Source organism: Gracilibacillus sp. JCM 18860 (assembly GCF_055395245.1).
On sequence record NZ_AP043868.1, the window covers coordinates 562,597 to 586,746 of the forward strand.

General features: G+C 36.5%; 28 protein-coding genes. 4 read left to right on the top strand and 24 right to left on the bottom strand.

The window, feature by feature from the left end; genetic code table 11:
- Positions 1-15: 15 nt before the first annotated feature.
- Both scpB and ACZ5R4_RS02945 read right to left on the bottom strand, forming a co-directional pair.
- Positions 16-600: an SMC-Scp complex subunit ScpB gene (scpB, locus tag ACZ5R4_RS02940; protein WP_054787994.1), complete on the bottom strand. Its 585-nt coding sequence runs from the start codon at positions 598-600 to the stop codon at positions 16-18.
- 60 nt (positions 601-660) lie between these two features.
- Positions 661-1,383 carry a segregation/condensation protein A gene (locus tag ACZ5R4_RS02945; RefSeq protein ID WP_054859340.1) on the bottom strand — a complete coding sequence of 241 codons (723 nt, stop codon included), beginning with the start codon at positions 1,381-1,383 and terminating at the stop codon, positions 661-663.
- A 187-nt stretch (positions 1,384-1,570) separates the two neighbouring features.
- Between ACZ5R4_RS02945 and ACZ5R4_RS02950 the strand changes: the two genes are divergently transcribed.
- Positions 1,571-1,654 carry a YjcZ family sporulation protein gene (locus ACZ5R4_RS02950; protein ID WP_054787957.1) on the top strand — a complete coding sequence of 28 codons (84 nt, stop codon included), beginning with the start codon at positions 1,571-1,573 and terminating at the stop codon, positions 1,652-1,654.
- A 200-nt stretch (positions 1,655-1,854) separates the two neighbouring features.
- Here the strand turns inward: ACZ5R4_RS02950 and ACZ5R4_RS02955 are convergent, their stop codons facing one another.
- The 18 genes from ACZ5R4_RS02955 to ACZ5R4_RS03040 all read right to left on the bottom strand — a co-directional run bounded on the left by ACZ5R4_RS02955 (position 1,855) and on the right by ACZ5R4_RS03040 (position 17,302).
- Positions 1,855-2,211, bottom strand: a complete 357-nt coding sequence (locus ACZ5R4_RS02955; protein WP_054787956.1) for a GNAT family N-acetyltransferase — start codon at positions 2,209-2,211, stop codon at positions 1,855-1,857.
- A 283-nt stretch (positions 2,212-2,494) separates the two neighbouring features.
- Entirely contained in the window at positions 2,495-2,926 is a 432-nt protein-coding gene (locus tag ACZ5R4_RS02960) for a peptidylprolyl isomerase (RefSeq protein ID WP_054859338.1), read from the bottom strand.
- 2 nt (positions 2,927-2,928) lie between these two features.
- The gene (lysA, locus tag ACZ5R4_RS02965; RefSeq protein ID WP_464368054.1) at positions 2,929-4,233 is read right to left on the bottom strand and encodes a diaminopimelate decarboxylase; all 1,305 of its coding nucleotides are present in this window, start codon (positions 4,231-4,233) and stop codon (positions 2,929-2,931) included.
- A 259-nt stretch (positions 4,234-4,492) separates the two neighbouring features.
- Positions 4,493-5,962, bottom strand: coding sequence for a spore germination protein (locus tag ACZ5R4_RS02970; RefSeq protein ID WP_464368055.1), 1,470 nt, complete (start codon positions 5,960-5,962; stop codon positions 4,493-4,495).
- Between the two features lie 28 nt (positions 5,963-5,990).
- Positions 5,991-6,419, bottom strand: a complete 429-nt coding sequence (locus tag ACZ5R4_RS02975; RefSeq protein WP_054859335.1) for a stage V sporulation protein AB — start codon at positions 6,417-6,419, stop codon at positions 5,991-5,993.
- A 1-nt stretch (position 6,420) separates the two neighbouring features.
- Entirely contained in the window at positions 6,421-7,035 is a 615-nt protein-coding gene (locus tag ACZ5R4_RS02980; protein WP_109984232.1) for a stage V sporulation protein AA, read from the bottom strand.
- A 281-nt stretch (positions 7,036-7,316) separates the two neighbouring features.
- Complete coding sequence (sigF, locus tag ACZ5R4_RS02985) at positions 7,317-8,066, bottom strand: RNA polymerase sporulation sigma factor SigF (protein ID WP_109984601.1); 750 nt, start codon at positions 8,064-8,066, stop codon at positions 7,317-7,319.
- A gap of 3 nt (positions 8,067-8,069) precedes the next feature.
- A complete protein-coding gene (spoIIAB, locus tag ACZ5R4_RS02990; protein WP_054787954.1) occupies positions 8,070-8,510 on the bottom strand; it encodes an anti-sigma F factor in 441 nt (146 codons plus the stop codon).
- On the bottom strand, positions 8,507-8,860 hold the full coding sequence (gene spoIIAA / locus ACZ5R4_RS02995) for an anti-sigma F factor antagonist (RefSeq protein ID WP_109984231.1): 354 nt from the start codon (positions 8,858-8,860) through the stop codon (positions 8,507-8,509). Before spoIIAA ends, spoIIAB begins: the two co-directional genes overlap by 4 nt.
- 145 nt (positions 8,861-9,005) lie before the next feature.
- Positions 9,006-10,199 carry a D-alanyl-D-alanine carboxypeptidase family protein gene (locus ACZ5R4_RS03000; RefSeq protein WP_425454573.1) on the bottom strand — a complete coding sequence of 398 codons (1,194 nt, stop codon included), beginning with the start codon at positions 10,197-10,199 and terminating at the stop codon, positions 9,006-9,008.
- 230 nt (positions 10,200-10,429) lie between these two features.
- Positions 10,430-11,734, bottom strand: coding sequence for a pyrimidine-nucleoside phosphorylase (locus ACZ5R4_RS03005; protein ID WP_109984230.1), 1,305 nt, complete (start codon positions 11,732-11,734; stop codon positions 10,430-10,432).
- A gap of 79 nt (positions 11,735-11,813) precedes the next feature.
- The gene (deoB, locus tag ACZ5R4_RS03010; RefSeq protein ID WP_109984229.1) at positions 11,814-12,998 is read right to left on the bottom strand and encodes a phosphopentomutase; all 1,185 of its coding nucleotides are present in this window, start codon (positions 12,996-12,998) and stop codon (positions 11,814-11,816) included.
- Positions 12,999-13,145: 147 nt separating this feature from the next.
- Complete coding sequence (gene xerD / locus ACZ5R4_RS03015) at positions 13,146-14,033, bottom strand: site-specific tyrosine recombinase XerD (RefSeq protein WP_109984599.1); 888 nt, start codon at positions 14,031-14,033, stop codon at positions 13,146-13,148.
- A 12-nt stretch (positions 14,034-14,045) separates the two neighbouring features.
- Entirely contained in the window at positions 14,046-14,264 is a 219-nt protein-coding gene (locus tag ACZ5R4_RS03020) for a DUF4227 family protein (protein ID WP_054787953.1), read from the bottom strand.
- A gap of 65 nt (positions 14,265-14,329) precedes the next feature.
- Positions 14,330-14,791 (bottom strand): ferric iron uptake transcriptional regulator, encoded by a 462-nt coding sequence (fur, locus tag ACZ5R4_RS03025; protein WP_109984228.1) that lies wholly within the window; start codon positions 14,789-14,791, stop codon positions 14,330-14,332.
- A 105-nt stretch (positions 14,792-14,896) separates the two neighbouring features.
- On the bottom strand, positions 14,897-15,535 hold the full coding sequence (gene spoIIM, locus ACZ5R4_RS03030; protein WP_054859332.1) for a stage II sporulation protein M: 639 nt from the start codon (positions 15,533-15,535) through the stop codon (positions 14,897-14,899).
- Between the two features lie 69 nt (positions 15,536-15,604).
- On the bottom strand, positions 15,605-16,756 hold the full coding sequence (locus ACZ5R4_RS03035; protein ID WP_464368056.1) for an endonuclease Q family protein: 1,152 nt from the start codon (positions 16,754-16,756) through the stop codon (positions 15,605-15,607).
- A gap of 3 nt (positions 16,757-16,759) precedes the next feature.
- Positions 16,760-17,302, bottom strand: a complete 543-nt coding sequence (locus ACZ5R4_RS03040; protein WP_245902303.1) for an NUDIX domain-containing protein — start codon at positions 17,300-17,302, stop codon at positions 16,760-16,762.
- Positions 17,303-17,457: 155 nt separating this feature from the next.
- On the opposite strand from ACZ5R4_RS03040, the gene ACZ5R4_RS03045 reads away from it, so the two are divergent.
- Complete coding sequence (locus ACZ5R4_RS03045; protein ID WP_464368057.1) at positions 17,458-18,372, top strand: aldo/keto reductase; 915 nt, start codon at positions 17,458-17,460, stop codon at positions 18,370-18,372.
- 137 nt (positions 18,373-18,509) lie between these two features.
- Here ACZ5R4_RS03045 and ACZ5R4_RS03050 read toward each other — a convergent pair whose 3' ends face one another.
- The 3 genes from ACZ5R4_RS03050 to ACZ5R4_RS03060 all read right to left on the bottom strand — a co-directional run bounded on the left by ACZ5R4_RS03050 (position 18,510) and on the right by ACZ5R4_RS03060 (position 21,131).
- A complete protein-coding gene (locus ACZ5R4_RS03050; RefSeq protein ID WP_109984224.1) occupies positions 18,510-18,830 on the bottom strand; it encodes an iron-sulfur cluster biosynthesis family protein in 321 nt (106 codons plus the stop codon).
- Positions 18,831-18,844: 14 nt separating this feature from the next.
- Positions 18,845-19,636, bottom strand: coding sequence for an SDR family NAD(P)-dependent oxidoreductase (locus ACZ5R4_RS03055; protein ID WP_464368058.1), 792 nt, complete (start codon positions 19,634-19,636; stop codon positions 18,845-18,847).
- A 388-nt stretch (positions 19,637-20,024) separates the two neighbouring features.
- Entirely contained in the window at positions 20,025-21,131 is a 1,107-nt protein-coding gene (locus tag ACZ5R4_RS03060; RefSeq protein WP_109984222.1) for a glycerol dehydrogenase, read from the bottom strand.
- A gap of 241 nt (positions 21,132-21,372) precedes the next feature.
- Between ACZ5R4_RS03060 and ACZ5R4_RS03065 the strand changes: the two genes are divergently transcribed.
- Both ACZ5R4_RS03065 and rnz read left to right on the top strand, forming a co-directional pair.
- A complete protein-coding gene (locus ACZ5R4_RS03065; protein WP_464368059.1) occupies positions 21,373-22,110 on the top strand; it encodes a glycerophosphodiester phosphodiesterase in 738 nt (245 codons plus the stop codon).
- A 12-nt stretch (positions 22,111-22,122) separates the two neighbouring features.
- Positions 22,123-23,073, top strand: a complete 951-nt coding sequence (gene rnz, locus ACZ5R4_RS03070; protein WP_464368465.1) for a ribonuclease Z — start codon at positions 22,123-22,125, stop codon at positions 23,071-23,073.
- Here the strand turns inward: rnz and ACZ5R4_RS03075 are convergent.
- Entirely contained in the window at positions 23,039-24,148 is a 1,110-nt protein-coding gene (locus tag ACZ5R4_RS03075) for a DNA polymerase IV (protein WP_277677918.1), read from the bottom strand. The two genes, rnz and ACZ5R4_RS03075, sit on opposite strands and share 35 nt — an antisense overlap.
- Between the last annotated feature and the right edge of the window lie 2 nt (positions 24,149-24,150).

A 24,150-nucleotide genomic window follows, 5' to 3' on the forward strand; every position in this document is an offset into this window, starting at 1 on the left:
GCTCACGTATTTTTCCTATTCCTGTTCAAGCTCTTGGAAACGATCGAAAAATAAATCTGCTTCCGTTTCGACATCAATATCTTCTATGTTTTCTGGTAATGGAGGCAGCTCCTCTAATGATTTTAAACCAAAATAAGTTAAAAAATCTAAGGTAGTACCAAATAGAATTGGTCGTCCTACTCCTTCTTTTCGACCTACTTCTTCAATAAGTGCACGAGAAATTAATGTCTGTACAGGCCTGTCACTCTTAACTCCTCTAATCTCTTCAATTTCCGTTCGGGTTATTGGTTGTAAATAAGCTATGATTGCTAATGTTTCTAATGCAGCCTGTGACAACTTTGAAATAGTCTTCGTTTCAGTCAGGCTGGTATAGTATTCACCATGCTCAGGTTTTGTGGACAAAAATAAGGAACCTTTTGATTCGACTAACATCATTCCTCTACTACTACTTTCATAGTCAAACTTTAACTCATTTAATACATGCTCAGCCATGTCCTTATCTAAATCTAATACCTTTTGAATTTCCTTCTTTGTAATACCTTCATTTCCCGATACAAAAATTAAACCTTCTATAATTGCTTTCATCTCTGATAGTTCCACTAGATTGATACACCGTCCTTCATTCATAAACCCATAATTACGGAATGATCCTTTTTGTGTTTAAGCCTGATAAACCATTAAATCATCAAATTGTTTCTCTTGAATACAATGAATTTTATTATCCTTCATTAATTCTAAAACCGCTATAAAGGTTGCCACAACATAGGATTTCGTATTTTCTGGAAATAGTTGATAGAAGGAAATACCTTGATCAGATTCCTGCAATTGTAATAATATTGCATCCATTCTTTCTTTTATCGGTATCTCCCTTCTCTGAATAGATGTTTCCATTGGTTGATTCCATTTTCTCCGCTCTAATACTTTTGCCATTGCGTTTAGCATATCATAAACACTAGCTGTACCTTCTGGGACAGTAACTCCTTTTGGTTTTTCTAATGGAACAGGAGCTCTCGTATGTATGTGACTTCGTTCCATCTCTCTTTCTTTTAGTTGTTCTGCCGCTTCCTTATACTTTCGATATTCAATTAACCTTCTCATCAATTCCTCACGAGGATCCTCTTCATATTCCTCATCCACCTCTATAGAAGGATTGGGTAATAACACCTTGCTCTTAATTTCTAATAAGGTTGCCGCCATCACTAAATATTCACTTGCAATATTAAGCTCTAATTGCTGCATTGTATGTATATATACCATGTATTGAGAGGTGATTTCCGCAACAGGTATATCATAAATATCAATTTCATACTTATTAATTAAATGCAATAATAAATCTAATGGTCCTTCAAAAGAGTCTAACTTTACTTCATACTGATTAGCCACACATTTTTCCTCCAAAAATCACACAAATATTTTTAAATCATTCTTTATAAGAAAAGTGTAAAAACAAACTGCCATCATTTATTATATACTATTACATATGCCCATACTTTTTTCCATTGTTAGCATACATTAATCTCGAGAAATCAATTTTATAATTGATTTAAAATTGAAAATAGGAGGAATAAAAATGGGTTATTCTTACGGTAGTGGATTTGCGTTGATCGTTGTGTTATTTATCTTGTTGATTATTGTTGGTGCAGCTTGGTATTAAAAAACGGACTTTAGAATAATGGTACTCACCAACCATCCCTAGCCATCCACTTTTACGATGTTAAACGACAAGAAAAGAACCTTTGTGAAACCCACAAAGGTTCTTTTCTATTTTACCATAGTCGTATTTCTTGCACCTTCCATACCATTGTCATTATTTGACTGGCTATCAGGATGCATTCATTGTATCTATATAATTGTTTAAGATGTTTTACATTTCTCTAGAAATCGTTCTGTTTGCTCATTCGCATGGATGGAGTAGGACTCATCGAAAAAACCTTCTAATGCATGTACCATTTTCTTTCCAATGCCCATATTACGATGTGATGGATCTACCGTGATATGCTGTACTAAAATTGATTTGTTATCTTCCTTGACAATCAAACCAATAGCCCCTAGAACATCGTCTTCTTCTTTCCATAAAAATAGCTGCCATTGATCGTTTGTCTCATATTCCTTGATCGTATCCTGTAGTCGTTTAACTTCTTTCTCATCAGGCATAAAAGATAAGAGTCCCATTGCTATCTTTTCAAGCCTTTTCTTATAACGAATTAACATTTTGAACCCCTCATTATTCATAACATTATTCATACTGTTATGTTATGTTCTGATTCGATGTGTCGTTACCTTGGATAAAAATTTGAATCATTTAACCATTTGGTAGTGCTATACCGAACCAATAATAAAAACCCCATATCACTGCAATGACAAAAAGAAAGATCAACAATATCCAATTTTTGCGTCTTTGATTCATCCCTATCTTTCCCTTTTAATTTAGAAATTAAACATTCTAATCATTACAATAGTATAATCAAATAAAGATGTCAAACCTTGACAATTTCTATTCCGTCACACGAATGGTTTTCATTGCATCACCTTGTTTGATTCGAAGGACGGTATCCATTCCTTCTATAACTTGTCCAAACACGGTATGCACGCCATCTAAATGTGGCTGAGGCTCGTGAACTAAAAAGAATTGACTACCTCCCGTATCCTTACCGGCATGAGCCATAGATAATGCTCCAGCGACGTGCTTATGTGGGTTTCCTTCCGTTTCGCATTTTATAGTATAGCCAGGACCACCCATTCCGGTTCCGGTAGGATCTCCGCCTTGCGCAACAAATCCTGGAATGACACGGTGAAAAATAACACCATCATAAAAATGATCGTTTGCTAGTTTTTCAAAATTAGCTACGGTGTTTGGCGCAGCCTCCTCAAATAACTCTATTACGATTTCTTCTCCATTTTCAAATGCTATTGTCGCTTGCTTCATTGTTATTCCTCCTCGTAGGATAAGTCATTTGTTACTAAGTCTTGGTAACTTTCTCTTTTGACCACTAACTGATCCTTCCCTTTTTCTACAAATACAACTGCTGGTTTGGTAAAACGGTTGTAGTGGTTTGCCATAGAATAACCATACGCACCTGTACTAAATACAGCTAATATATCATTTGCCTCCACTTCTGGCAACATAATATCCCAAATTAACATGTCTCCTGATTCACAGCATTTTCCAGCAATAGAAACTTCTTCATCGCTCGGTTGTTGGGCTTTATTCGCGACAACTGCTTCATATTTCGCTTGATATAGCGCAGGCCTCAAATTATCAGTCATCCCGCCGTCTACCGCTACATATTTTCTCACATTCGGAATTTCCTTGATCGAACCAATTGAATATAGAGTGATACAGGCATCCCCGACAATAGATCTGCCTGGTTCTATCCAAATCTCAGGAAACACCATGTTATATTTATTAGTTTGGGAGGAAACTTTTTCTATTAATGATTCTACGTATTTCTCTAATGGTAACGGTTCATCCTCTGACGTATAGCGAATGCCAAAACCACCACCTAAATTAAGCACTTCAGCAGTAAATTGATAGCTTTTTGACCACTCTGCTAATTTCTCAAAAAGCCGTTCCACTGCCATCATAAATCCATCTGTTTCAAATATCTGAGAACCTATATGACAGTGCAAGCCCTTCAGATGAATACGCTCTTTCGCTAAAAGCTGTTGTATTGCCTTATCTGCTTGACCATTTGTTAGGTCAAACCCAAATTTAGAGTCTTCGTTACCAGTCAAAATGTAGTCATGTGTATGTGCTTCAATACCTGGCGTTACCCTAATGAGTACATCCATTGTTGCATCATATTCAGCTAGTAGTGATTCTAACAATACCATCTCATGAAAATTGTCGATAACAATACAGCCAATTTTACTCTCAATCGCCATTCTAAGTTCTTCAAGACTTTTATTATTACCATGAAAATGAATTTTGTCAACCGGAAAACCAGCTTGAAGTGCCGTGTATAACTCCCCTTGAGACACAACATCCAAACTAAGATTCTCTTGTTTTGCAACCTGTACCATTGCTATACTTGAAAAAGCCTTGCTTGCATAAGCAACCTGTGCCTTTATACCATGCTTTTGAAATGTCTCCACAAATGCACGGGCGTTTTCCCGAATTTTTTCTACATCATAAACGAATAATGGTGTTCCATATTTTTTCGCCAAATCGATGGTATCAAGTCCTCCAAACAATAAGTGCCCTTTTTCATTATAACTGAATTGCTCTGCCATATAGTCATCCCCCTAGTAACGATAGCCTTCTGTCATCTAATAAAATTTAGCGTTCCATGATTTATTAGTAAAAAATCTGCTATCAATCTAATGTGTACAAAGAAAAAACCCTCCTATTCACCTGCTTGGTAAAGTAGTAAGGGATTTTCTATTCCCGCAGTACCATAAATAAATCATTTCGAAAAAAGTATAAAAATAATTTACCACACAGCCTTCCTAAGTTCAAGCATAACCGCAAAAGCAGTTTTGTACAAGAATTCTAAGATTGTTTTCGATGATTTTTTGTTTGTACAATGCTCGGACGTGTTTTCGATAACGGAACAGCTACTCGGAATAATATTTGCCACAATGCCTTGTCATTAAACGGTAAAAGTGGCCATAAATAAGGTGTCTGTAACGACCTTGTACTAGCAAGAAACAGTATGAAGCAGGTTGTTCCGATGAGAAAACCTGGAACATGGAAGAAAAAGGTCACAATGAGCAAAAGTAATCTTGCTATCTTATTGGCTACACTTAGTTCATAACTAGGTGTGGCAAAAGTCCCAATTGCACTAATCGCAACATAAAGAATGACTTCTGAACTAAACAAACCAACCTCGATTGCAATTTCTCCAATTAATACTGCTGCAATCAAACCCATGGCGGTTGATAAAGGGGTTGGTGTATGAATGGCAGCCATCCTTAAAAACTCAATCCCTATATCAGCTAAAAGAATTTGTACAATTATCGGAACATTACCTGTTTCGTTCGGCCCGATAAATTGTAGTTTTTCTGGTAATAATGTAGGGTCTAGAACTACCAATAGCCACAATGGCAATAAAAATAAAGAGGCAAATATACCTAAAAATCTTATCCAACGAATAAAGGTACCGACAGCCGGTGCTTCCCGGTACTCTTCTGCATGTTGAACATGGTGAAAAAAAGTTGTAGGCACAATAATCATACTAGGTGAAGTATCCACCATCACTAACACATGTCCTTCAAATAAATGAGTCGATGCCACATCTGGCCTTTCTGTATATCTTACTTGGGGATATGGATTTAATCCTTGATGAACCAAATATTCTTCTATTGTTTTGTCTGCCATAGATATTCCGTCAACATCAATATTTTGTAGTTCTTCTTTAATTAAGTTTACTAAATCCGGATCTGCTACATCTTGGATATAAGATATACAAATATCTGTCTTCGATCTTTCTCCAACCTGCATAATTTCGTTTCTTAGTCGTTCGTCTCGTATTCTTCTTCGAGTTAATGCAGTATTTTCAATAATATTTTCTGTATAGCCATCTCTAGAACCTCGAACCACCTTTTCTGTGTCAGGTTCTTCCGGAGTTCTTCCTGGATAGTGTCTGACATCCACGATAAAACAATTTTCTTCTCCGTCTGCAAAAATCACCAGTAAACCAGATAGTAATCGATCCATTGCCTTATCAAATCGATCGGTCTTTTCCACTTGTTGGTGAACAACACGATTATTTAGCTCATCATAGATATCAGTATGAGCATTTTCGTCATCATTAATAGAAATCAATTTTTTCATGATCTCAATGACAAAATCCGTGTCTACTAACCCTGTTACATAGTATAATTGTATTCTCTTTTTAAGTACCACTAATTCTCGAAATCCGACATCAAAGGAAACACCTATTCCGAGCTTTGATTTTAAATAAGACTCATTCATATTTATAGATGATGAGATTTTTTTTTGATTTTTGGTTTTTTTCATCTATTATCCCTCATTAAATTAACATATTTCACGATGACATAATATCGACAAAGGTGATCCAGTGGAAAAGAGAGCCAAAAATTTTGCCTAATACGATTGCCATTAATAACCACAACAGTGCTGTGCTCATTCCTAATCTTTTCATTAAGATGGGAAAAACATTTAGCACCTCTGTCAATGCTGCTGCAAGCATTCCGATAAAAACACCATGGAATAGTCCGAACAATACTTGGATAAGTATGGGAACATGGATCGAAATTTGACTGAAGGAAAAAAGTGTCCCTATTATACCTCCTAGTATGACAGCTGCTTGATATGATTTGACAAAAGTATAAGATTTACTCAGCTGGACCAACCGTGGAATAATTCCTAACACTGTTAATAAAGCGACTAGACCTGAACCAACAATAATTCCAGAACCAAACCCGATAATGGTTTCTGCAATAATAGATCGCATGTCATTCATTGTCTCTATTATTCAAAACATTCTCATGATTAATAAGATAGGTATCTAAATCTTGCTGATAATTAAACATTTCTACTTCGAGCGGGCTCGGTTCCTCATTAAATCGTTTTTGGAAGATGTGATTAAAAAAGAGTACCATTCCTAGTCCTAATCCGATCGAGTATGGAATTTGTATCCATAGTGGTTTGTTCACTCTTTCCCCTGTAAAGAAATATGCCAAACTCTGATGAACCTCCTGCATGCTAACATCATAGTGAAAATTGATAATTGCCATGGCGGATCCCACGAACAGAAGTAGCCAGATTGCTGTAACGAGCAAAATATTGGCTTGTTTTTTTTGTTTGCTAATTTCCACAATTGTCTGACTAGGTCCAACTAATTCAAAAGTCAAGGATGGATATGCTTTAATTAATTTATCTAACAGATGAAATCCATCAATAACTGATACATTTTTATCCTCTTCCGTAATCTGATAAATCTTTAAGTGATCTAACTTATCAAGATAAGAAATATTCCCTGTTAAATAAGCGATATCCTTCAGTAAAATAAGGTGATTATGTTTAACTCTAATTTTCTTTCTAAGCCGGATATATACTTTTTCCTCCACTAAGCATCACCCCTTATACAAACTTAGTTATAAACTGTTGGTTATGAAGTAGTTTTTGAAATTAGGGAAAAATTATACCCATATAAGAAAAACAACGACTCTTCCAGCATTAGAAAAACTCGCATTCGCTCGTCCTTTAGCCGATGCGTTAGCTTTTCTTATACTTTGGATTTCAAAATTTTCGCTTCGTTGCTTTACTTCCTGCCAAAAATTTTATACTTTCTTAACGTAAAATAAAAAACTCGGCATTCGCCGAGTTATTACGTAAAGGCTATACTATTTTAATTCAACATTTCTTCTTTCATTTTTTCTAATATCTTTTTCTCAATCCTAGAAACCTGAACTTGTGAAATACCTAAACGATTGGCAACCTCAGTTTGTGTTTGATCCTTATAATACCTAAGATAAACAATAAGTCTCTCTCTTTGATCTAATTCATTAATTAACTGTTCCATCGTAATTTTTTCAAACCAGTTATCTCCTGTATCTGCAATTTGATCCAACAGGGTGATCGGATCGCCGTCGTTTTCAAAAACAGTCTCGTGAATGGATTGTGGTTTCTTCGTTGCTTCTTGTGCATGGATGATCTCCTCTGGGCTTAGTTCGAGCTTATTAGCGATCTCTTGAATTGTTGGTGCTCTCCCTAAATCCTTCGTTAATTCATCCGAGGTGCGACGAATTTTATTACCAATCTCCTTTAGGGATCGGCTTACTTTCACCGTTCCATCATCCCTAATAAATCGTTGAATCTCACCGATTATCATAGGTACTGCATAGGTAGAAAATTTCACATCGTAATTCAGATCAAATTTGTCAATCGATTTCAGCAAACCAATACAACCAATTTGAAAAAGATCGTCCTGGTCATACCCCCGATTTAAAAATCGTTGCACAACTGACCATACTAGCCGGATATTTTTTTCTACAAGAATGGATCGAGCATTTTCATCGCCTTCTTGACTTAATTGAATATATCGTTTGACCTCTTTATCCTGAAGGGGGGATGCATTTTTCATTTTTGTCATCCGCATCACCTAATTACAAAAACTTTTACTTCGTTGGAAGTCTTTGACCATTCTGATAGTGGTGCCTTCTCCAGGACTTGATTGTATTTCTACCTTGTCCATAAAGTTTTCCATGATGGTAAAGCCCATCCCCGATCTTTCAAGCTCTGGTTTAGAGGTAAACAATGGCTCTTTAGCTAAATCTATGTTCTCAATTCCTAGGCCTTGGTCCTGAATAGAAATGGATAAGGTGCTATCTGTAATGGAACACTCAATATAGACATATTGATTCGGGTCTTCCTCATAACCATGAATAATTGCATTGGTCACCGCTTCGGAGACAACAGTTTTGATTTCTGTTAATTCATCCATCGTTGGATCAATTTGGGATACAAAGGCAGCTACCGTAATCCGTGCAAATGCTTCATTTTCACTAATACTTTTAAAATGTAATTGCATCGAATTATTCATGAGGCCACCCCCAACGTAAGCAATGCAAAGGATTCATCTGATTCTAATCGAACTATTTTGAATAAACCCGACATTTCGAACAAGCGTTTTACTGCAGGGGAAATAGAACAAACAACCATCTCGCCGCCCAGTTGTTTAATCTCTTTATATCTACCTAAGACAACTCCAAGACCTGAACTATCCATGAAATGTAGATGTTGCAAATTTAAAACCACATGTTTTGTTCGGTTTTTTCTCATTTCCTCTTGCCAATCTATCTTTAGTCTTGCTGCAGAATGGTGATCTAGCTCTCCTTCTAATCGTACAATTAATACATTTTCAATAGGAACAAATTGTGTCGTTAATTGCATTATTCATCCTCCCTCTTTTCTAACTTGAGTTTCTATTTCTACAAAGATCTTTTATTATCCTGCTTTATGACAAAACTAGAACGAAATCGAGCAAATATTGCAAAATCATTTCTTCAATTTAGGAAACGATATATTTACGGTAAAACTATAGAGAAAAGAGCGACCGCCAAGTTCTCTTCCATAATTGGAATGTGCTTGCTTTTTTCATATCCTCAGAAAGGACGAGATCTGTTTCACTGATCACTTTTCCACCTTGCATCACTTGTAGCTTACCAACAGTAGTTCCTTTTTTGATTGGAAGGGATATATTTTGATTTATTTTCATTTTTGTTTCAATTCCACTTAAGTCCTCCCCTTTTTGATGTACAATGGAAATAGAGTCATTAGTAATGATATCCACATTTTGTTTGTCAGCTTTTAGCCATTCAAAACTAGTAATCGATTGGTTTTTTTCGAATAACGGTTTTGTTGCATATTTGCTATAAGCATAATCGAGCATTTGACTAACATCACTATTACGTTCCTTAGTGGACCCAGCACCCATCACTACTGCAATCACCCTCATTCCTTCTTTTTCAGCAGTAGCAGTTAGACAGTATTTCGCTTCATTCGTAAATCCTGTTTTCAAACCATCTACGCCATCATAAAATTTTACCAGCTTATTTGTATTCACAAGCCAAAATTCATTTTCCTTGCCTTCACGTAAATAGTCTTCATAAATACTTGTATAATCTGTTATATTTTCATATTTTAATAAAGCCTTTGCCATTGTGGCCATCTCTGCTGCTGTACTTGTATGGTTTTCAGCGGGGAGTCCAGTCGCATTTTGGAAGACCGTATTCTTAAGACCTAATTCCTTCGCTTTTTTGTTCATTAGCTCTACGAATGCTTTTTCACTACCGGCTATTTTTTCGGCCATCGCAACACTTGCATCATTTCCAGAAGCTACCGCTATACCTTTCAGTAAATCGTTTACGGTCATTTCTTCTCCTGCCTCTAAAAATATTTGTGAGCCACCCATGGAAGCAGCATTCTCACTGACTCGAACCGTTTCTTCTAAGGTTATTTCTCCCTTATCAAGAGCTTCCATAATTAATAGCATTGTCATAATTTTAGTCATACTTGCTGGTGGTAAGGACTCGTCAGCATTTTTCTCAAACAAAACTTTACCAGTATCTCGTTCTATTAATATAGCTGATTTTGAATTTTCAGCTAAATCAAGAGAAGCAGATTCACTTACTGGTTGATGATGGGAAGCATGGATATTTAGATATCCTGAAAAGCATGTTAGAAGCAGAACATTTGCCATTATTAGTAGCAGTCTATTTACCATTTTCACCTACATACACCTCCAATAGTTAACACTAATTATTTTTGCCAAAACCGAGTATTTTTATAACATTAGAAAAACTCGGATTCACTCTTTTTTGGTGAATGCCTAGTTTTTCTTATACCTAATACCTTAAAATTTCAGCTACTTCGAAACTTCTACTGTGTAGAAATTTTATGCTTCCTAACGTAAAAAAAAAGCGATGAATGAGTTCATCGCTTTACGAATACTAAGGTTCTTTACTTATCTATTACTTCATAAATCATCTTAGGTTTATTAGAAGGATTATCTTGGATTGTAATAGCATCCCTAATGAGTTCCATGATCTCTTGGACATCCTCCTGATCAGCATGGAGAGTTGCTAGTGGTTCGTCGATTTCGACCTTATCACCTATTTTCTTGTGTAAGGTTATTCCAACTCCATGATGAACCTGATCGTCTTTTTTCGCACGTCCTGCTCCAAGATGCATTGCTGCGATTCCAATAGTATCAGCTGTTATTTCGTGTATATATCCTGTTTGTTTTGCACTAACTTGAATATGGTAAGAAGAGCTCGGTAGCTTTTCAGGATCTTCAATAACCGAAATATCTCCGTTTTGTGCCAATATAAAATCTTTAAAAGCTTTTAGAGCATGGCCTTCATCCAATAATATGGTCAGTTTTGCTATCGCCTCTTCATAGCTTGAGTAAATTCCTGCTAATATTGTCATATGAGCAGCTAATTCTAATACAAGTTCTCGAAGATCCTCTACTTGTTTTCCTTGTAAGACATGGATAGCTTCCCTCACTTCATTTGCATTCCCAATTTCATAACCTAATGGTTGATTCATATCACTAATAACAGCTATTGTTCGTCGACCTAATTGATTTCCAATCTGGACCATTTCTTTAGCCAGACGTTTCGAATCTTCTAACGATTTCATAAATGCCCCTGAACCAGTTTTCACGTCTAAAACAATACTGTCTGCACCTGAAGCAATTTTTTTACTCATTATAGAGCTTGCTATCAACGGTATAGACTCCACTGTTGCGGTTACGTCTCGCAACGCATATAGCTTCTTGTCTGCAGGAGCTAGATTCCCTGTTTGACCGACAACTGCTAGCTTATATTGATTAACATTACGAATAAATTGATCATTCGTTATCTCCACTTGAAATCCAGGTATAGACTCTAATTTATCAATCGTTCCACCTGTATGTCCTAAACCTCTACCTGACATTTTAGCAACAGGTATACCCGCAGCTGCTACTAATGGTCCTACAATTAATGTTGTCTTATCGCCTACTCCACCTGTAGAATGTTTATCAACTTTATGACCTTTAATTGGGGATAAATCAATCTCATCTCCAGACTCTACCATCACTTTTGTTAATAACGCCGTTTCATCTTGATCCATTCCTTGATAATATATTGCCATTAATAAAGCAGAAACCTGATAATCTGGAATTTCATCTTTCATATAGTTTTCGATGAAAAAGCGAATTTCCGCTTCCTCTAGTTTCGTTCCATTTCGTTTCTTGCTAATAATATCAACCATTCTCATATAAACTCATCCTTTTAGTTGTAATTTTCATAAATGCATAAGCAATTATGATATCAAGGAAATTCCATTAAACCAACGGTTAGCTATTAGCTAAAATATCCTGTAAAAAGCTTGTCCCATGTTGTGGCCTTTTCACATCAAAATTTTCTGCAATGGTTGCACCGATATCCGCGAAAGTTTCACGAATTGGTAATCGGTTTGCCTTGGTAATATTTTGATGAAAGACTAGTAATGGTACAAATTCTCTAGTATGATCGGTGCCGTGGTGGGTTGGATCATTGCCATGATCTGCCGTAAGGATCAATAAATCATCTGTACCAATATTCTCTAGAATTTCTGGTAGTCTTGTATCAAACGCTTCTAAAGCCTCTGCATAGCCAGCTGGATTTCTACGATGACCATATTTAGCATCAAAATCGACTAGGTTAAGAAAATTTAAACCATGGAAGGATTTGGACATGGAATCAATAAACTTCTGTATGCCATCTGTATTATCCTTTGTTCTAATTGTTTCGGTTACTCCTTCACCATCATAAATATCTGAAATTTTGCCAAGTGCAATGACGTCAAAGCCACCATCCTTTAATTCGTTCATAACTGTTCTACCAAACGGTTTCAGCGCATAATCATGTCGGTTAGAAGTGCGCTCAAAGGCTCCTGGCTTCCCTATGAATGGCCTTGCAATGACTCGCCCTATCATATACTTTTCGTCTAACGTTAACTCACGAGCAATTTCGCAAATTTTATATAACTCTCGGATAGGGACTATTTCCTCGTGTGCTGCGATTTGGAGAACGGAATCAGCAGAGGTATATACAATTAAATTTCCTGTTTTGATATGCTCTTCTCCCAGTTCCTTAATTATCTCTGTTCCAGAGGCAGGCTTATTTCCAATCACATTACGTCCAGTTTTTTTCTCAAGGGCATGTATTAGTTCAGCTGGAAATTGCTCAAACGTACGAAATGGAGTATCTATTCTTAGTCCCATAATCTCCCAATGGCCAGTCATCGTATCCTTCCCATTTGATGCCTCTTGCATTTTGGTATAAAAGGCTTTAGGTTCAGCTGCTGGCTCAATGCCCTTTATTTCACGTATATTACTTAATCCTAACTTCGCAATATTTGGCATGTTTAGGCCACCTCGATGTTCTGCAATATGTCCTAAAGTATCTGCTCCTTTATCTTGAAAGGCTTCTGCATCGGGAGCTTCGCCTATTCCTACAGAATCTAACACAATTAAAAATATTCGTTTAAATGGTGACATATTCTTTCCCTCCCAGTAATCATTACCCTATAGTTTAACCTACTATGCGAAAAATTTACGTTACCTAATAATCAAGTTTTATTTAGGAGAAAGTTAACACCCATTGACAAGTTTAAACGAATGTCAATGGGTGCTGTAATCTTCGGACTAAGCTCTCGGATGATGCTCTTTGTAAATATCTTTCAAGCGGGACTTCGATACATGTGTGTAAATCTGAGTGGTTGAAATATCAGAGTGTCCAAGCATTTCTTGAACAGCTCTTAAATCAGCACCATTCTCTAATAAATGTGTAGCAAAGGAATGCCTTAATGTATGTGGAGATATTTCTTTTTCAATTCCTACATCTTTGGCAATTTGCTTAATAATTTTCCAGAAACCTTGACGTGATAACCGATTTCCGTGATGATTAACAAATACATTTTCCGTATTTTTTTTGCTTACTAACATTGGCCTCGCCTGTTCAAGGTACATTTCGACCGATTCCTTTGCTAGGTCACCTAATGGTACAATACGCTCCTTAGAGCCTTTACCAAAACAGCGCACAAAGCCCATTGTCAAATGTAGATCTGCTAATGTTAAATCGGTTAATTCGGTTACGCGCAAGCCAGTTGCATAAAGTGTTTCTAGCATTGCTTTGTTACGAATCGAATATTTGTCTTTGGGCTCTATGCTTAGTAGTTTTTCTACATCATCCGTCGAAAGAACCTTGGGAAGTCTCCTTCCGGTTCTTGGTGTTTCGATATGTAAACTCGGATCTTGAGAAAGTTGAAATTCTCTAATCAAAAACTGATGAAATAATCGAATCGTAGATAGTGTTCTCGCAATCGTCGAGGTTGATTTTCCCGTATCATTTAAATGATATAAAAATTGCAAGATATCTTGCCTAGAGACATTATCCCATTTTTCAAGCTTTTTATTTTCATTTAAAAATTGATAATAATGCGATAAATCTCTGCGATAGGCCTGAAGTGTATTATTTGATAAGCCTCGCTCAATTCGTAAATAATGATAGAATTCTTCTACAGGATATAACATGTCATCCATGATCTATTCACCCAATCGAAAAAATATACTTATCCTTTCCAGGAGATCATTTTCCTCCTGTTCGAAAACCTCTACTGCGTTGCCTTTTGGCATTTCATAGCGGTCCAGCTGTTCATACTCTTGGTGTAATGCCTTTATAACATAATAAAACAATAATGTACATATGACAAAGATCAACAAAACCTTTGTCATCTCTAATATAATTTTGATCATTTTAGACATTTTGATTCTCCTAATAGAAAATATTATTCTATTAGAATTTATACCAAAAAAAAGAAGAAATATACCTAATTCTTCTCCTCTTCCTCCATATTTTCCTGACATACTCTACAGATCCCATGGAAGGTTAGTCGATGATCCTTCACGAGAAATCCCCAATCCTTCTGAACGATTTCCTCAACCTCTTCTAATAAATCATCCATTATTTCTTCTACAGACCCACATTCTGTACAAACTAGATGGTGATGAAAATGCTTAGCCCCTTCCTTCCGAAGGTCATAACGAGAAACACCATCACCAAAATTTATTTTATCTACTACTTTTAGCTCTGTCAGTAATTCTAATGTTCGATAAACTGTTGCTAGGCCAATTTCAGGTGCTTTATCTTTAACTAATAAATAGACATCCTCAGCACTTAAATGATCTTCTTCCCGTTCTAAAAGTACTCTAACCGTAGCTTCCCTTTGAGGGGTTAACTTATAGCTTTGTGCATGTAATTCTTTTTTGATACGGTCTAATCGATGTTCCATACCTAAGACCTCCCTACAAAACAATTATAAATAGAGGTCCTCCGACTGTCAATTAAAATTATTATAATTAGATAAATAATATTAATTTCTAAATTGAAATTGTTATCATTTAAGAATTTGCTCAGATATAAGCTTCATCGATTCAAATGAAACGACTGTTTCTAGAACCGCTGCAACACTTGCTCCTATAATTAAAAGGACGAACAATGCAATATAACGATAAAACACTTGCAGTACAGGAAGCTTATACCGTTTCGAAAAGATACTTTGTATTAACGTAAAGGAAAAGATCATTGCAAAAACACTCGCCATTATATAAACAGGTATAACAATGAGGTTCTGAGGTGCAATGGCAGAAAAAGAGAACAGTAATCCCTTCCATCCAAGTTGATTTACAAAATAACCAACAGTAAAACCAATTGCTACTCCTTTGACGAATAATAGGACCCAAATTATTGGTAATCCAATAACTGCTAGTCCCAGGAAGAAAAGAAGTGCAAGAAACTGTATATGGTAAAGCATGGCATTTTGAAATAGAGCTTTACGAGTAACGCCATCCTCCACTAAAAAATTTTGGAAGAATCGTTCTAAATAAAAAAAGAGATCTTGTTTCTGAATAAATGACATACTATTCACTATAATGGCTCCGAAAATGATCCCAGTCAAAAACAAGATAATAGTAAATATATAAATAGTATAGTGTTGGTTTAAATGTGCTACAATATGATTTCTCTTCTTTAGCATTTCCTTCACATCCTTGAACATAGTCTCATTTCAATCTATGAAAAGGATGCTAGAAATAGAACTTACTTATTAAGTTATTTTGCCATACCTACCTCCGCCACCAGTAATAATCTCCACTTTTCCTTTTCTAATATTAATGATAGAATTTGCTATTTTTTCACCTACTACATCTATTAAGTCGTTTTTCTCAACAAAGTGAATGATGTTCATTTCATTGCCGAAGTGGTCAAGTAACTTTTCAAAGGTTTTCCTTCCAAGTCCTGGTACATATTCTAGAGGGACTTGATAAATATATGGTGGTCGTTCTGGACTCTCTCCATTACTCGATAACTCCATTATTCTATCTGCTACACCTTTTATCATGGATGTGGCACCACAATGTGGACATGGAGTCTCTTTTATTGGAGATAAACATTCCTTACATACGGTATTATGATATTTTCCTAACTTAGGGTTAAGTCCATAGTTAGCGATTATTTTTCTACCATCTACATTCCGTAATGCTTTATACCATTCATCAAAATTTGCTGCTTTCATCTGTAATTGCTGATACTCTCTTCCTATTTTCGCTAGGGAATGAGCATCTGAATTGGACAAAAAGGGATATTCATGTAATTCCTTTATTTGATCTGCCATTTGTGTATCAGAGCTTAAGCCAAGTTCGATAGCATCTATTAGGGATGGATCTAATACTTCCTTTAAACTACGGTGCACTCCTTTACCATATAGACTTTTAAAAGGGGTAAAGATATGGGCAGGAATGAACAATCCGTCTAGCTCCTTCACCGTTCGTTGCAATTCAACCGCTTCCCCATAAAAGCGTTGAGAGCTAAGCTCCAGATTCCTCATCTTCCCAACTAACCATTGAGAAAATTGCTTCATTTTATTAATGGTTGGAAAATAGCAAAGGACATGAATCGGACCGCGGCAATGATTATCATATATTTCGATTTCACTTCCCAATAGTAGGGTTGTATTCTGATAACGAACTCCACCCTCCTCTAGCTCGACTGCCATCTGATCTTGAATAGCATCCTCAAGCTCACTCAATACTGCTGGAGCATGGCAATCGATTACTCCAACTAAATCCATTCCTTTTCGTTCAGAAGCTTCTTTTAATACATTAGTAATTGTTAAACTCTTCGAACCCGTAATTTTCACAGGTTTTCCAAATTTGTTCCTACCAATATGAATGTGTAAATCGGCAAAAAATGTATTCATGTTTTATCTCATACCTTTGCTTTTTAAATAAAGGATTGCATAAGCAGTTTTCGCATCATGTATTTCTTGACTTTGTATTAAATGCTCTGCTTCTTCTAATGTTAATTCTAATAGCTCGACAAATTCATCTTCATCCAGCTGTTTTTCAACCTCTAGTTTCTCTAGATCGCTCGTTTCATATAAATAAATAATCTCGTCTGCAAAGCCTGGTGAAGTATAGAAGGATGTTACATAATGTAACGACTTCGTTGTATAGCCGGTTTCTTCCTCTAACTCACGAAGAGCTGTAGTAATTGGTGCTTCTCCTTCTTCTAATTTACCAGCAGGGATTTCTACTAAAACCTTTTCTAACGGTTTTCGATATTGTTTCACAAATATGATTTTATTATCCTTCGTAATTGGAATTACGGCAACGGCTCCCGGATGCTTAATAATTTCTCGTTTGGAAGTATGCCCATTCGGTAGTGTAACATCCTCCACCTGCACCTTAATAATTTTGCCATCAAAAATTTCTTTTGTTTGGATTGTTTTTTCTTCTAAATTCACTACACATAAGCTCCTTTTTCTACAATTAGTTCCACAATATACTTCTACTACATAATCTACACTCATTACAGATGAGCTACAATTATTGTATTTCTTAATCGCTATATATACAATGAAAAAGAACAGCCATTTATATAAAGAGAGGATGTTTGTAGATGAGGAAGGTACAGTTAGGTGACTCTAATTTATATGTATCGGAGCTGGCTTTAGGATGTATGTCACTCGGCACGGAACGAAAGCAAGCCAATTATATAATCGATCAAGCTCTCGACTATGGAATCAATTATTTAGATACTGCCGATTTATATGATCAAGGTAGAAATGAAGAAATAGTCGGAGAAGCTATTAAAAAAAGAAGAAATGATATTGTTTTAGCTACAAAGGTTGGCAATCATCTGAAGGAAGATGGAAGCTGGTATTGGGATCCGTCAAAAGCTTACATAAAATCACAGGTGAAAAGTAGTCTCAAGCGTCTTCAAACAGATCATATTGATTTATACCAATTACATGGTGGAACAATAGAGGATCCAATCGATGAAACAATTGAAGCATTCGAAGAACTCGTCGAAGAAGGGGTCATTCGTTATTATGGTATCTCTTCGATTCGTCCTAATGTCATTAAGCAGTTTGTCAATAAAGCAAGCATCCAAAGTGTCATGATGCAATATAGTATTTTTGATCGTAGAGCAGAAGAAGAGATACTACCACTATTACAGAAACAAAAAATTAGTGTTGTTACTAGGGGTAGTCTTGCTAAAGGCATGCTTACAAAGGATGCCTTATCGATTACTCAAGCGAAAGCACAGAAAGGCTATCTGGATTATCGTCAGGATGAGCTACTCTCCACGATAAAGCAATTAATTGATCTACTAAATAGTGACCAGACTTTGACCGGTTTAGCCATCCAATATGCTCTCCAAAATGGGGCAGTATCCTCCATTGTAGCTGGGGCTAGTTCCTCTACTCAATTAAGCGAAAATGTAAAAGCATTGGAACAATCTTTTACAACAGCTCAACTCGAACAAGTGGCTCATATTGCCAAACAGAATAAATATGAAAAGCATCGATAAATAGGGGTTCTATCCCAATTAGAAGAAGTAGTAAAATCATCATTTCGGGCAGTAGGAGTAGTCATATTGATGTAAAATGTTAACAAAATGAAAGTCGGTTCCTTGTAAATAGAAACCGACTTTTTTGATTGCACTTATTAGTGACCTATTACAGATGGTGGAATAAATGGGTTTAGAACCCCTTCAGGACTGGATAGTCGAAAGGTTTGTCCATTAAAGTCAAGGGTCATTTCTTTAGCAAAAAACACTGCTTGCTGGTAATGGACACTAACAGAAAACTGATCACAAGAAACACGCTTCTCATTGTCCTCGATCTGATCCTTTAGTTCAAAGGTAGGCATACCATTTACCCCACAACCACAATCTTCCGTATCATAAGCTAAATGAATCCACTCTTTCTTTCGATCATTTAGAGTATTAATTTTTTGAAGTGCATCTTTCGTAATTGTCAATTCCATAATTGCTACCTCCCCTATTTTGAATGAAATTGCTTATGCAGAACTTTTTCCATCGTTGCTGGAAAAAGCTGATAAACAATCGCGCCTACTTGCATCCAGTATGGCAAATTGATCTCCCTTTTTTTCGTGAACATTGCTTGGACTATCTTCTTGGCCACATAATCTGCATCTAACATATATTTCGCTACATTATTTTGGTAACTACCTGATGGATCTGCATGGTCAAAGAAGTTTGTTTTCACAGGCCCAATATTAACAGTCATCACTCGAATGTTTGTATCGATTAATTCGAGACGTAAAGCATTGGAAAAGCTGATCACGCCAGACTTCGTTGCACTATAAACAGCAGACTTTGGTGTGGCAATTTTGCCAGCTTGTGAAGCTATATTAATAATGTGAGCTTCTGGGCGCTGTTTCAACCGATGCAAAAAAGCATGTGTCGTATATATCAATGCTTTGTTATTAAGTCTTAGCATTTTCTCTACTTCTTTCCACTCGATCTTGTCTAATGATTCAAATAAACCTATCCCTGCATTATTGATAATGGCATCTATCGCTACATTTTCGATTTTTATTCGTTCTATCACTTGTTTCCACTCTGAAAGGTTTAGTAGATCAACCGGATAGTACGTAGCTTCAATTTGAAAATCTTCCTTTAATCTATTTTGTAATGTTTGTAATTTGTCTTTTGATCTAGCTACCATAATCGGAATGGCCCCTCTTTTTGCAAGCTCAAGGGCCACTGCAGCACCAATACCATTTGATGCCCCGGTTATTAAAACCTTTTTGCCATTGATCGATTTCATTCACATCACCTATAATTATTTTACCATATAGCGAAGACTTAGTCAGTAAACACATACATGCATGGCAGCAATAAAAGCGCTGGGCGACCGTTTAGAAACGTAGCGACGAAGTGCACAACTGAGATTATGGAAATATGTCCCTTCATAGGGGTATGCCGACATTGGACGCACAATCCGTATTTAGTCAGCCTTCATTCACATTTAAAACCGATGATGACTTATCGCAGGGTGGTGCGGGAAGTCGCCTACCTATTTTCTAGGCGCGTCGTGGACGTTGCCCAATGCGCTTCTCTTTTTCTTTGGGATCATATTTTTATCTGTCTTACCTTACAAAAAAATGTGACCTGATTCGTTAACCTACCCATAAGGTCACATTCTTTTAATCAAATTATAACTGCTGCTTTTTCTTATATGCTTTAGCGTACTGATCGGCAGCAAAGATCGCGTCCACTACCTGATCTGCTGTAATATGAAATGCTTGGTGAATGGTCTCGCCATCAATGGTTGCAGCTTTTGCCACTTTCATAATATCTTCTCTAGTAGCATCCTTCAGTTTGATATCAGCTAACGTTACAGGTAAATCCAGACTAATAAAAAATCCAAGATATTTTTCAATTTCTTCTAGTCTATGCTTTTCTAAGGCTAACTGCACTAATGTACCAAAAGCTACCTTTTCCCCGTGAGTTAAGTGGTGTATATCTCCTTTAAGTGCCGTAAAACCATTATGAATAGCATGTGCAGCTCCCAATCCCCCACTCTCAAAGCCTAGTCCACTAAGTAATGTATTAGCTTCCACGATATACTCTAGTGCAGGTGTTACTACTTTGGCTTTTGCTGATTCATAAGCTAGATGGCCATATTTAAATAACGTTTCCTCACATTTTTCTGCAATTGCTTCTGCAGCAATTGTTGTTGCACCACCAGCCATTGTCTTTCCCCCGAACCGAATAACACTTCTTGCTTCAATCCAGGTCGCCATAGCATCCGCGATACCAGAAGTTAAAAGTCGTGGCGGTGCTTCTGCAATCACCTTTGTATCTACTAGGATTAAATCAGGATTCCGATTATAGAAGCGATAGGACTCGAAAATGCCGTCATCGGAATAAACGACAGAAAGTGCACTAGTTGGTGCATCTGCAGAGGCAGCGGTTGGTATAATAACCGTATAGGCATCAAGGTCATCTGCTACTGCTTTTGCAGTATCTAGGGTTTTACCACCACCTACACCTACAACTATAGTTGCCCCTGTATCCTTTGCGGTTTGTGAGATACGGTTAATCTCTTCCTTTGATGCCTCTCCCTTAAATAATACCTCTTCGGACTTTATACTTCCTTTTTTTAATTCATTGACTACTTTATGTCCCGCAATGTCCCAAACTAATTCATCTGCCATGACAATGGTTTGATCTCCCATTCCCTTTACATATTGACTAATATTTTCTATTACATTTTTACCTTGAACATATTTCGCTGGACTAATAAACACTTTTTCCATTTACTGCTAACACCCTTTCACTAATTGATACTTTAGTTTATCCTTCCTATAATGAAATAATCATGCTCTTAAGGTGTAATTTGCTTTATTCATCCATTCGAAACATTACCTCAAAAACGAAGGATAAAGACTAAAAAGGTCCTATCATTAATACAATAGGTAAAGAATGATAAGAGCATTGACAATTTATAAGAAATACTAGACAATCAGAAGAGACTAAAAGGGCGGGAGTGGATTTATAATGGCACCAATTATTTACGCACATAGGGGTGCAAGTAAAGCAGCTCCAGAAAATACAATGCCTGCTTTTGAACTAGCTGCTAAACAAGGAGCAGATGGTATTGAAACAGATGTTCAACTAACGAAGGATCAAATACCAGTACTCATTCATGATGAAAATGTAAGAAGGACGACGGATGGAATTGGTTTTGTTCAAGACTATACATATAAAGAGCTCCAAGAATTAGATGCAGGGTCATGGTTTTCTTCTACTTATTCCAATACCACCATCCCAACTTTAGATCAGTTACTAGCATGGAATAAAAAGAAGAAGTTAAAGCTGAATATAGAATTAAAAAATGGTGTCATTGATTATGAGCACATTGAAAAAATTGTTTGTGAAAGAATCCAAGCACATAAGATGGAAAAACTTTCTGTCATCTCGACTTTTAATTTTAAGAGTCTTAAGCGTCTGCAAAAGCTTAATTGTGCAATACCATACTCCTATTTAACAAGTAGAAGAAATCCCGATCTGGTCCAACTTGCTAAAGAATTAGGGGTTACAGGTCTTCATATTCGCTACCGATTATTATCCAAGCGATTAGTCGAAAAAGCCAAGACAGAAAAAATTTATACGGCTGTCTATACGGTTAATCATCCTTTCTCGATAGCTCGAGTATTGCGATTAGGCGCACACGGATTATTTACGGATATACCAAGCTTAGCTATACAAATCAGAAAAAAATTAACCAACCCTTAAGGAATGAATCAAATGAATGTTACTTTTCTCGGTACAGGAGCTGGAATGCCCAGCAAAAATCGAAATGTTACATCAATCCTGTTAGATCTGCGACAAGAACTAAATGAATTTTGGATGTTTGATTGTGGCGAAGCTAGCCAGCATCAAATACTTCATACAACTGTCAGTCCTAGAAAGATTAATAAGATTTTTATCACACATCTTCATGGTGATCATATTTTTGGCCTCCCCGGTTTTTTAAGCAGTCGGGCATTTCAAGCTGGTAGGGAGCCTGTTTTTATCTATGGTCCTAAAGGTATCCGAGAATTTGTGGAAACTAGCTTAGAGATTAGTGGCACAAGGCTTTCTTATTCCATATATTTTAAAGAATTGGAAGAAGGTTTAATTTTTGAGGATAGTAAATTTAAAGTCTATTGTAAAAAATTAGATCACGGAATTACAAGCTACGGCTTTCGTATGGAAGAAAAAGATTTGCCAGGTAAATTGCTTGTCGATCGGTTAAAGAAAGACAATATATTACCCGGCCCCGTTTATCAACAAATAAAAGAAAATGATTTTGTAACATTGCCAAGCGGGGAAGAAATCGATACAAGTCCATATATAGATAAGCCAAGAAAAGGAAGAGTAATCGTTTTATTCGGTGATACAAGGTATAATGAGGAGCATATTGCTTTTGCGCAGAATGCAACATTACTCATTCATGAAGCGACCTTTTCAAAGGAGCAAGGACAGCTTGCAAGGGATTATTTTCATTCTACCACTATTCAAGCTGCCCATCTAGCTAAAGAAGCGAGAGTAAAACGGTTAATTATAACCCATATTTCCGCAAGATTTCATAAGAGTGAGTCCAATCAATTATTACAGGAGGCACAATCCGTATTTACTAATACACAAATCGCCAACGATTTAGACGAATTTTTGATTAAAACTACGGAAGTTCATCAAGGTAATCAAAAAGATTAATTTGATAAAATAATTCATCCTTTTTTTCCGTATTCTGCATCGTTATGCCCAATAACCGAACTGGTTCACCGTTCCAATGCTTACTTAAAAGTGTTTCACTGTAGTAAAAGATCTGCTCTGGCTTCTCAATGAAATGAGGTAATTTTATTCGGCGTGTAACTGTATGACGATTGTTATAACGAATCACAAGCTGAATGGTATTTCCAACTGCCTTTTTCCTTTCTAACCGGAAAGCGACCTTTTTAGAAAGGTCTTGTAGTTGTACAATAAGCTCATCATACTCATCAATATCCATTGGAAAAGTCATGGAACTGCCTATACTTTTAAATGCTTGCGCCTGATCAGGATCTACTGGTCGTGGATCCTCTCCTTTCGCCCTTGCTTGTAGCCTTTCCCCATTCACCCCTAATATTGCTTTTAAAGCATGCGTATCTGCTCTTACTAAATCACCGATAGTATGAATATCATATTTCTGTAATTTTTCCGCTGTTTTTTTTCCAACGCCATACATTTGCTCTAATAGTAGTGGCCATAGCCTTGTCTCAACATCTCTTTTACGTAATATAGTAATTCCATTTGGTTTTTTCATATCAGAAGCCATTTTAGCCAAGAATTTATTCGGGGAAATACCAATACTACATGGTAAACCTAGTTCCTTGCGAAGCTCCTCTCGAATCATTTTAGCGATTTCTAAAGGAGAGCCAATATGTGCACATTTTGTTATATCCATATAGGCTTCATCTATAGAGACTGGCTCCACAAATTCTGTGTACGTTTCTAGATGCTTGAAGATTTGTTGGGAAATTTCTCGATAGCGCGGGAAATTAGGACGAATGACTATTAAGTCAGGACATAGCTTTCTAGCTTCCCATAGAGGCATCGTCGTCTTTACTCCTTTATTTCTTGCCTCATAACTACTTGTTACTATAATTCCTTTTCGTTCATCTGGATTTCCCGCTATTGCCACAGGCTTGTTTTTTAAGTTAGGGTCATCGGCAATTTCAACAGACGCATAAAAGCTATTCATATCAACATGTAAGATTACACGACCATTTTTCGGATACCATTTATTCATTT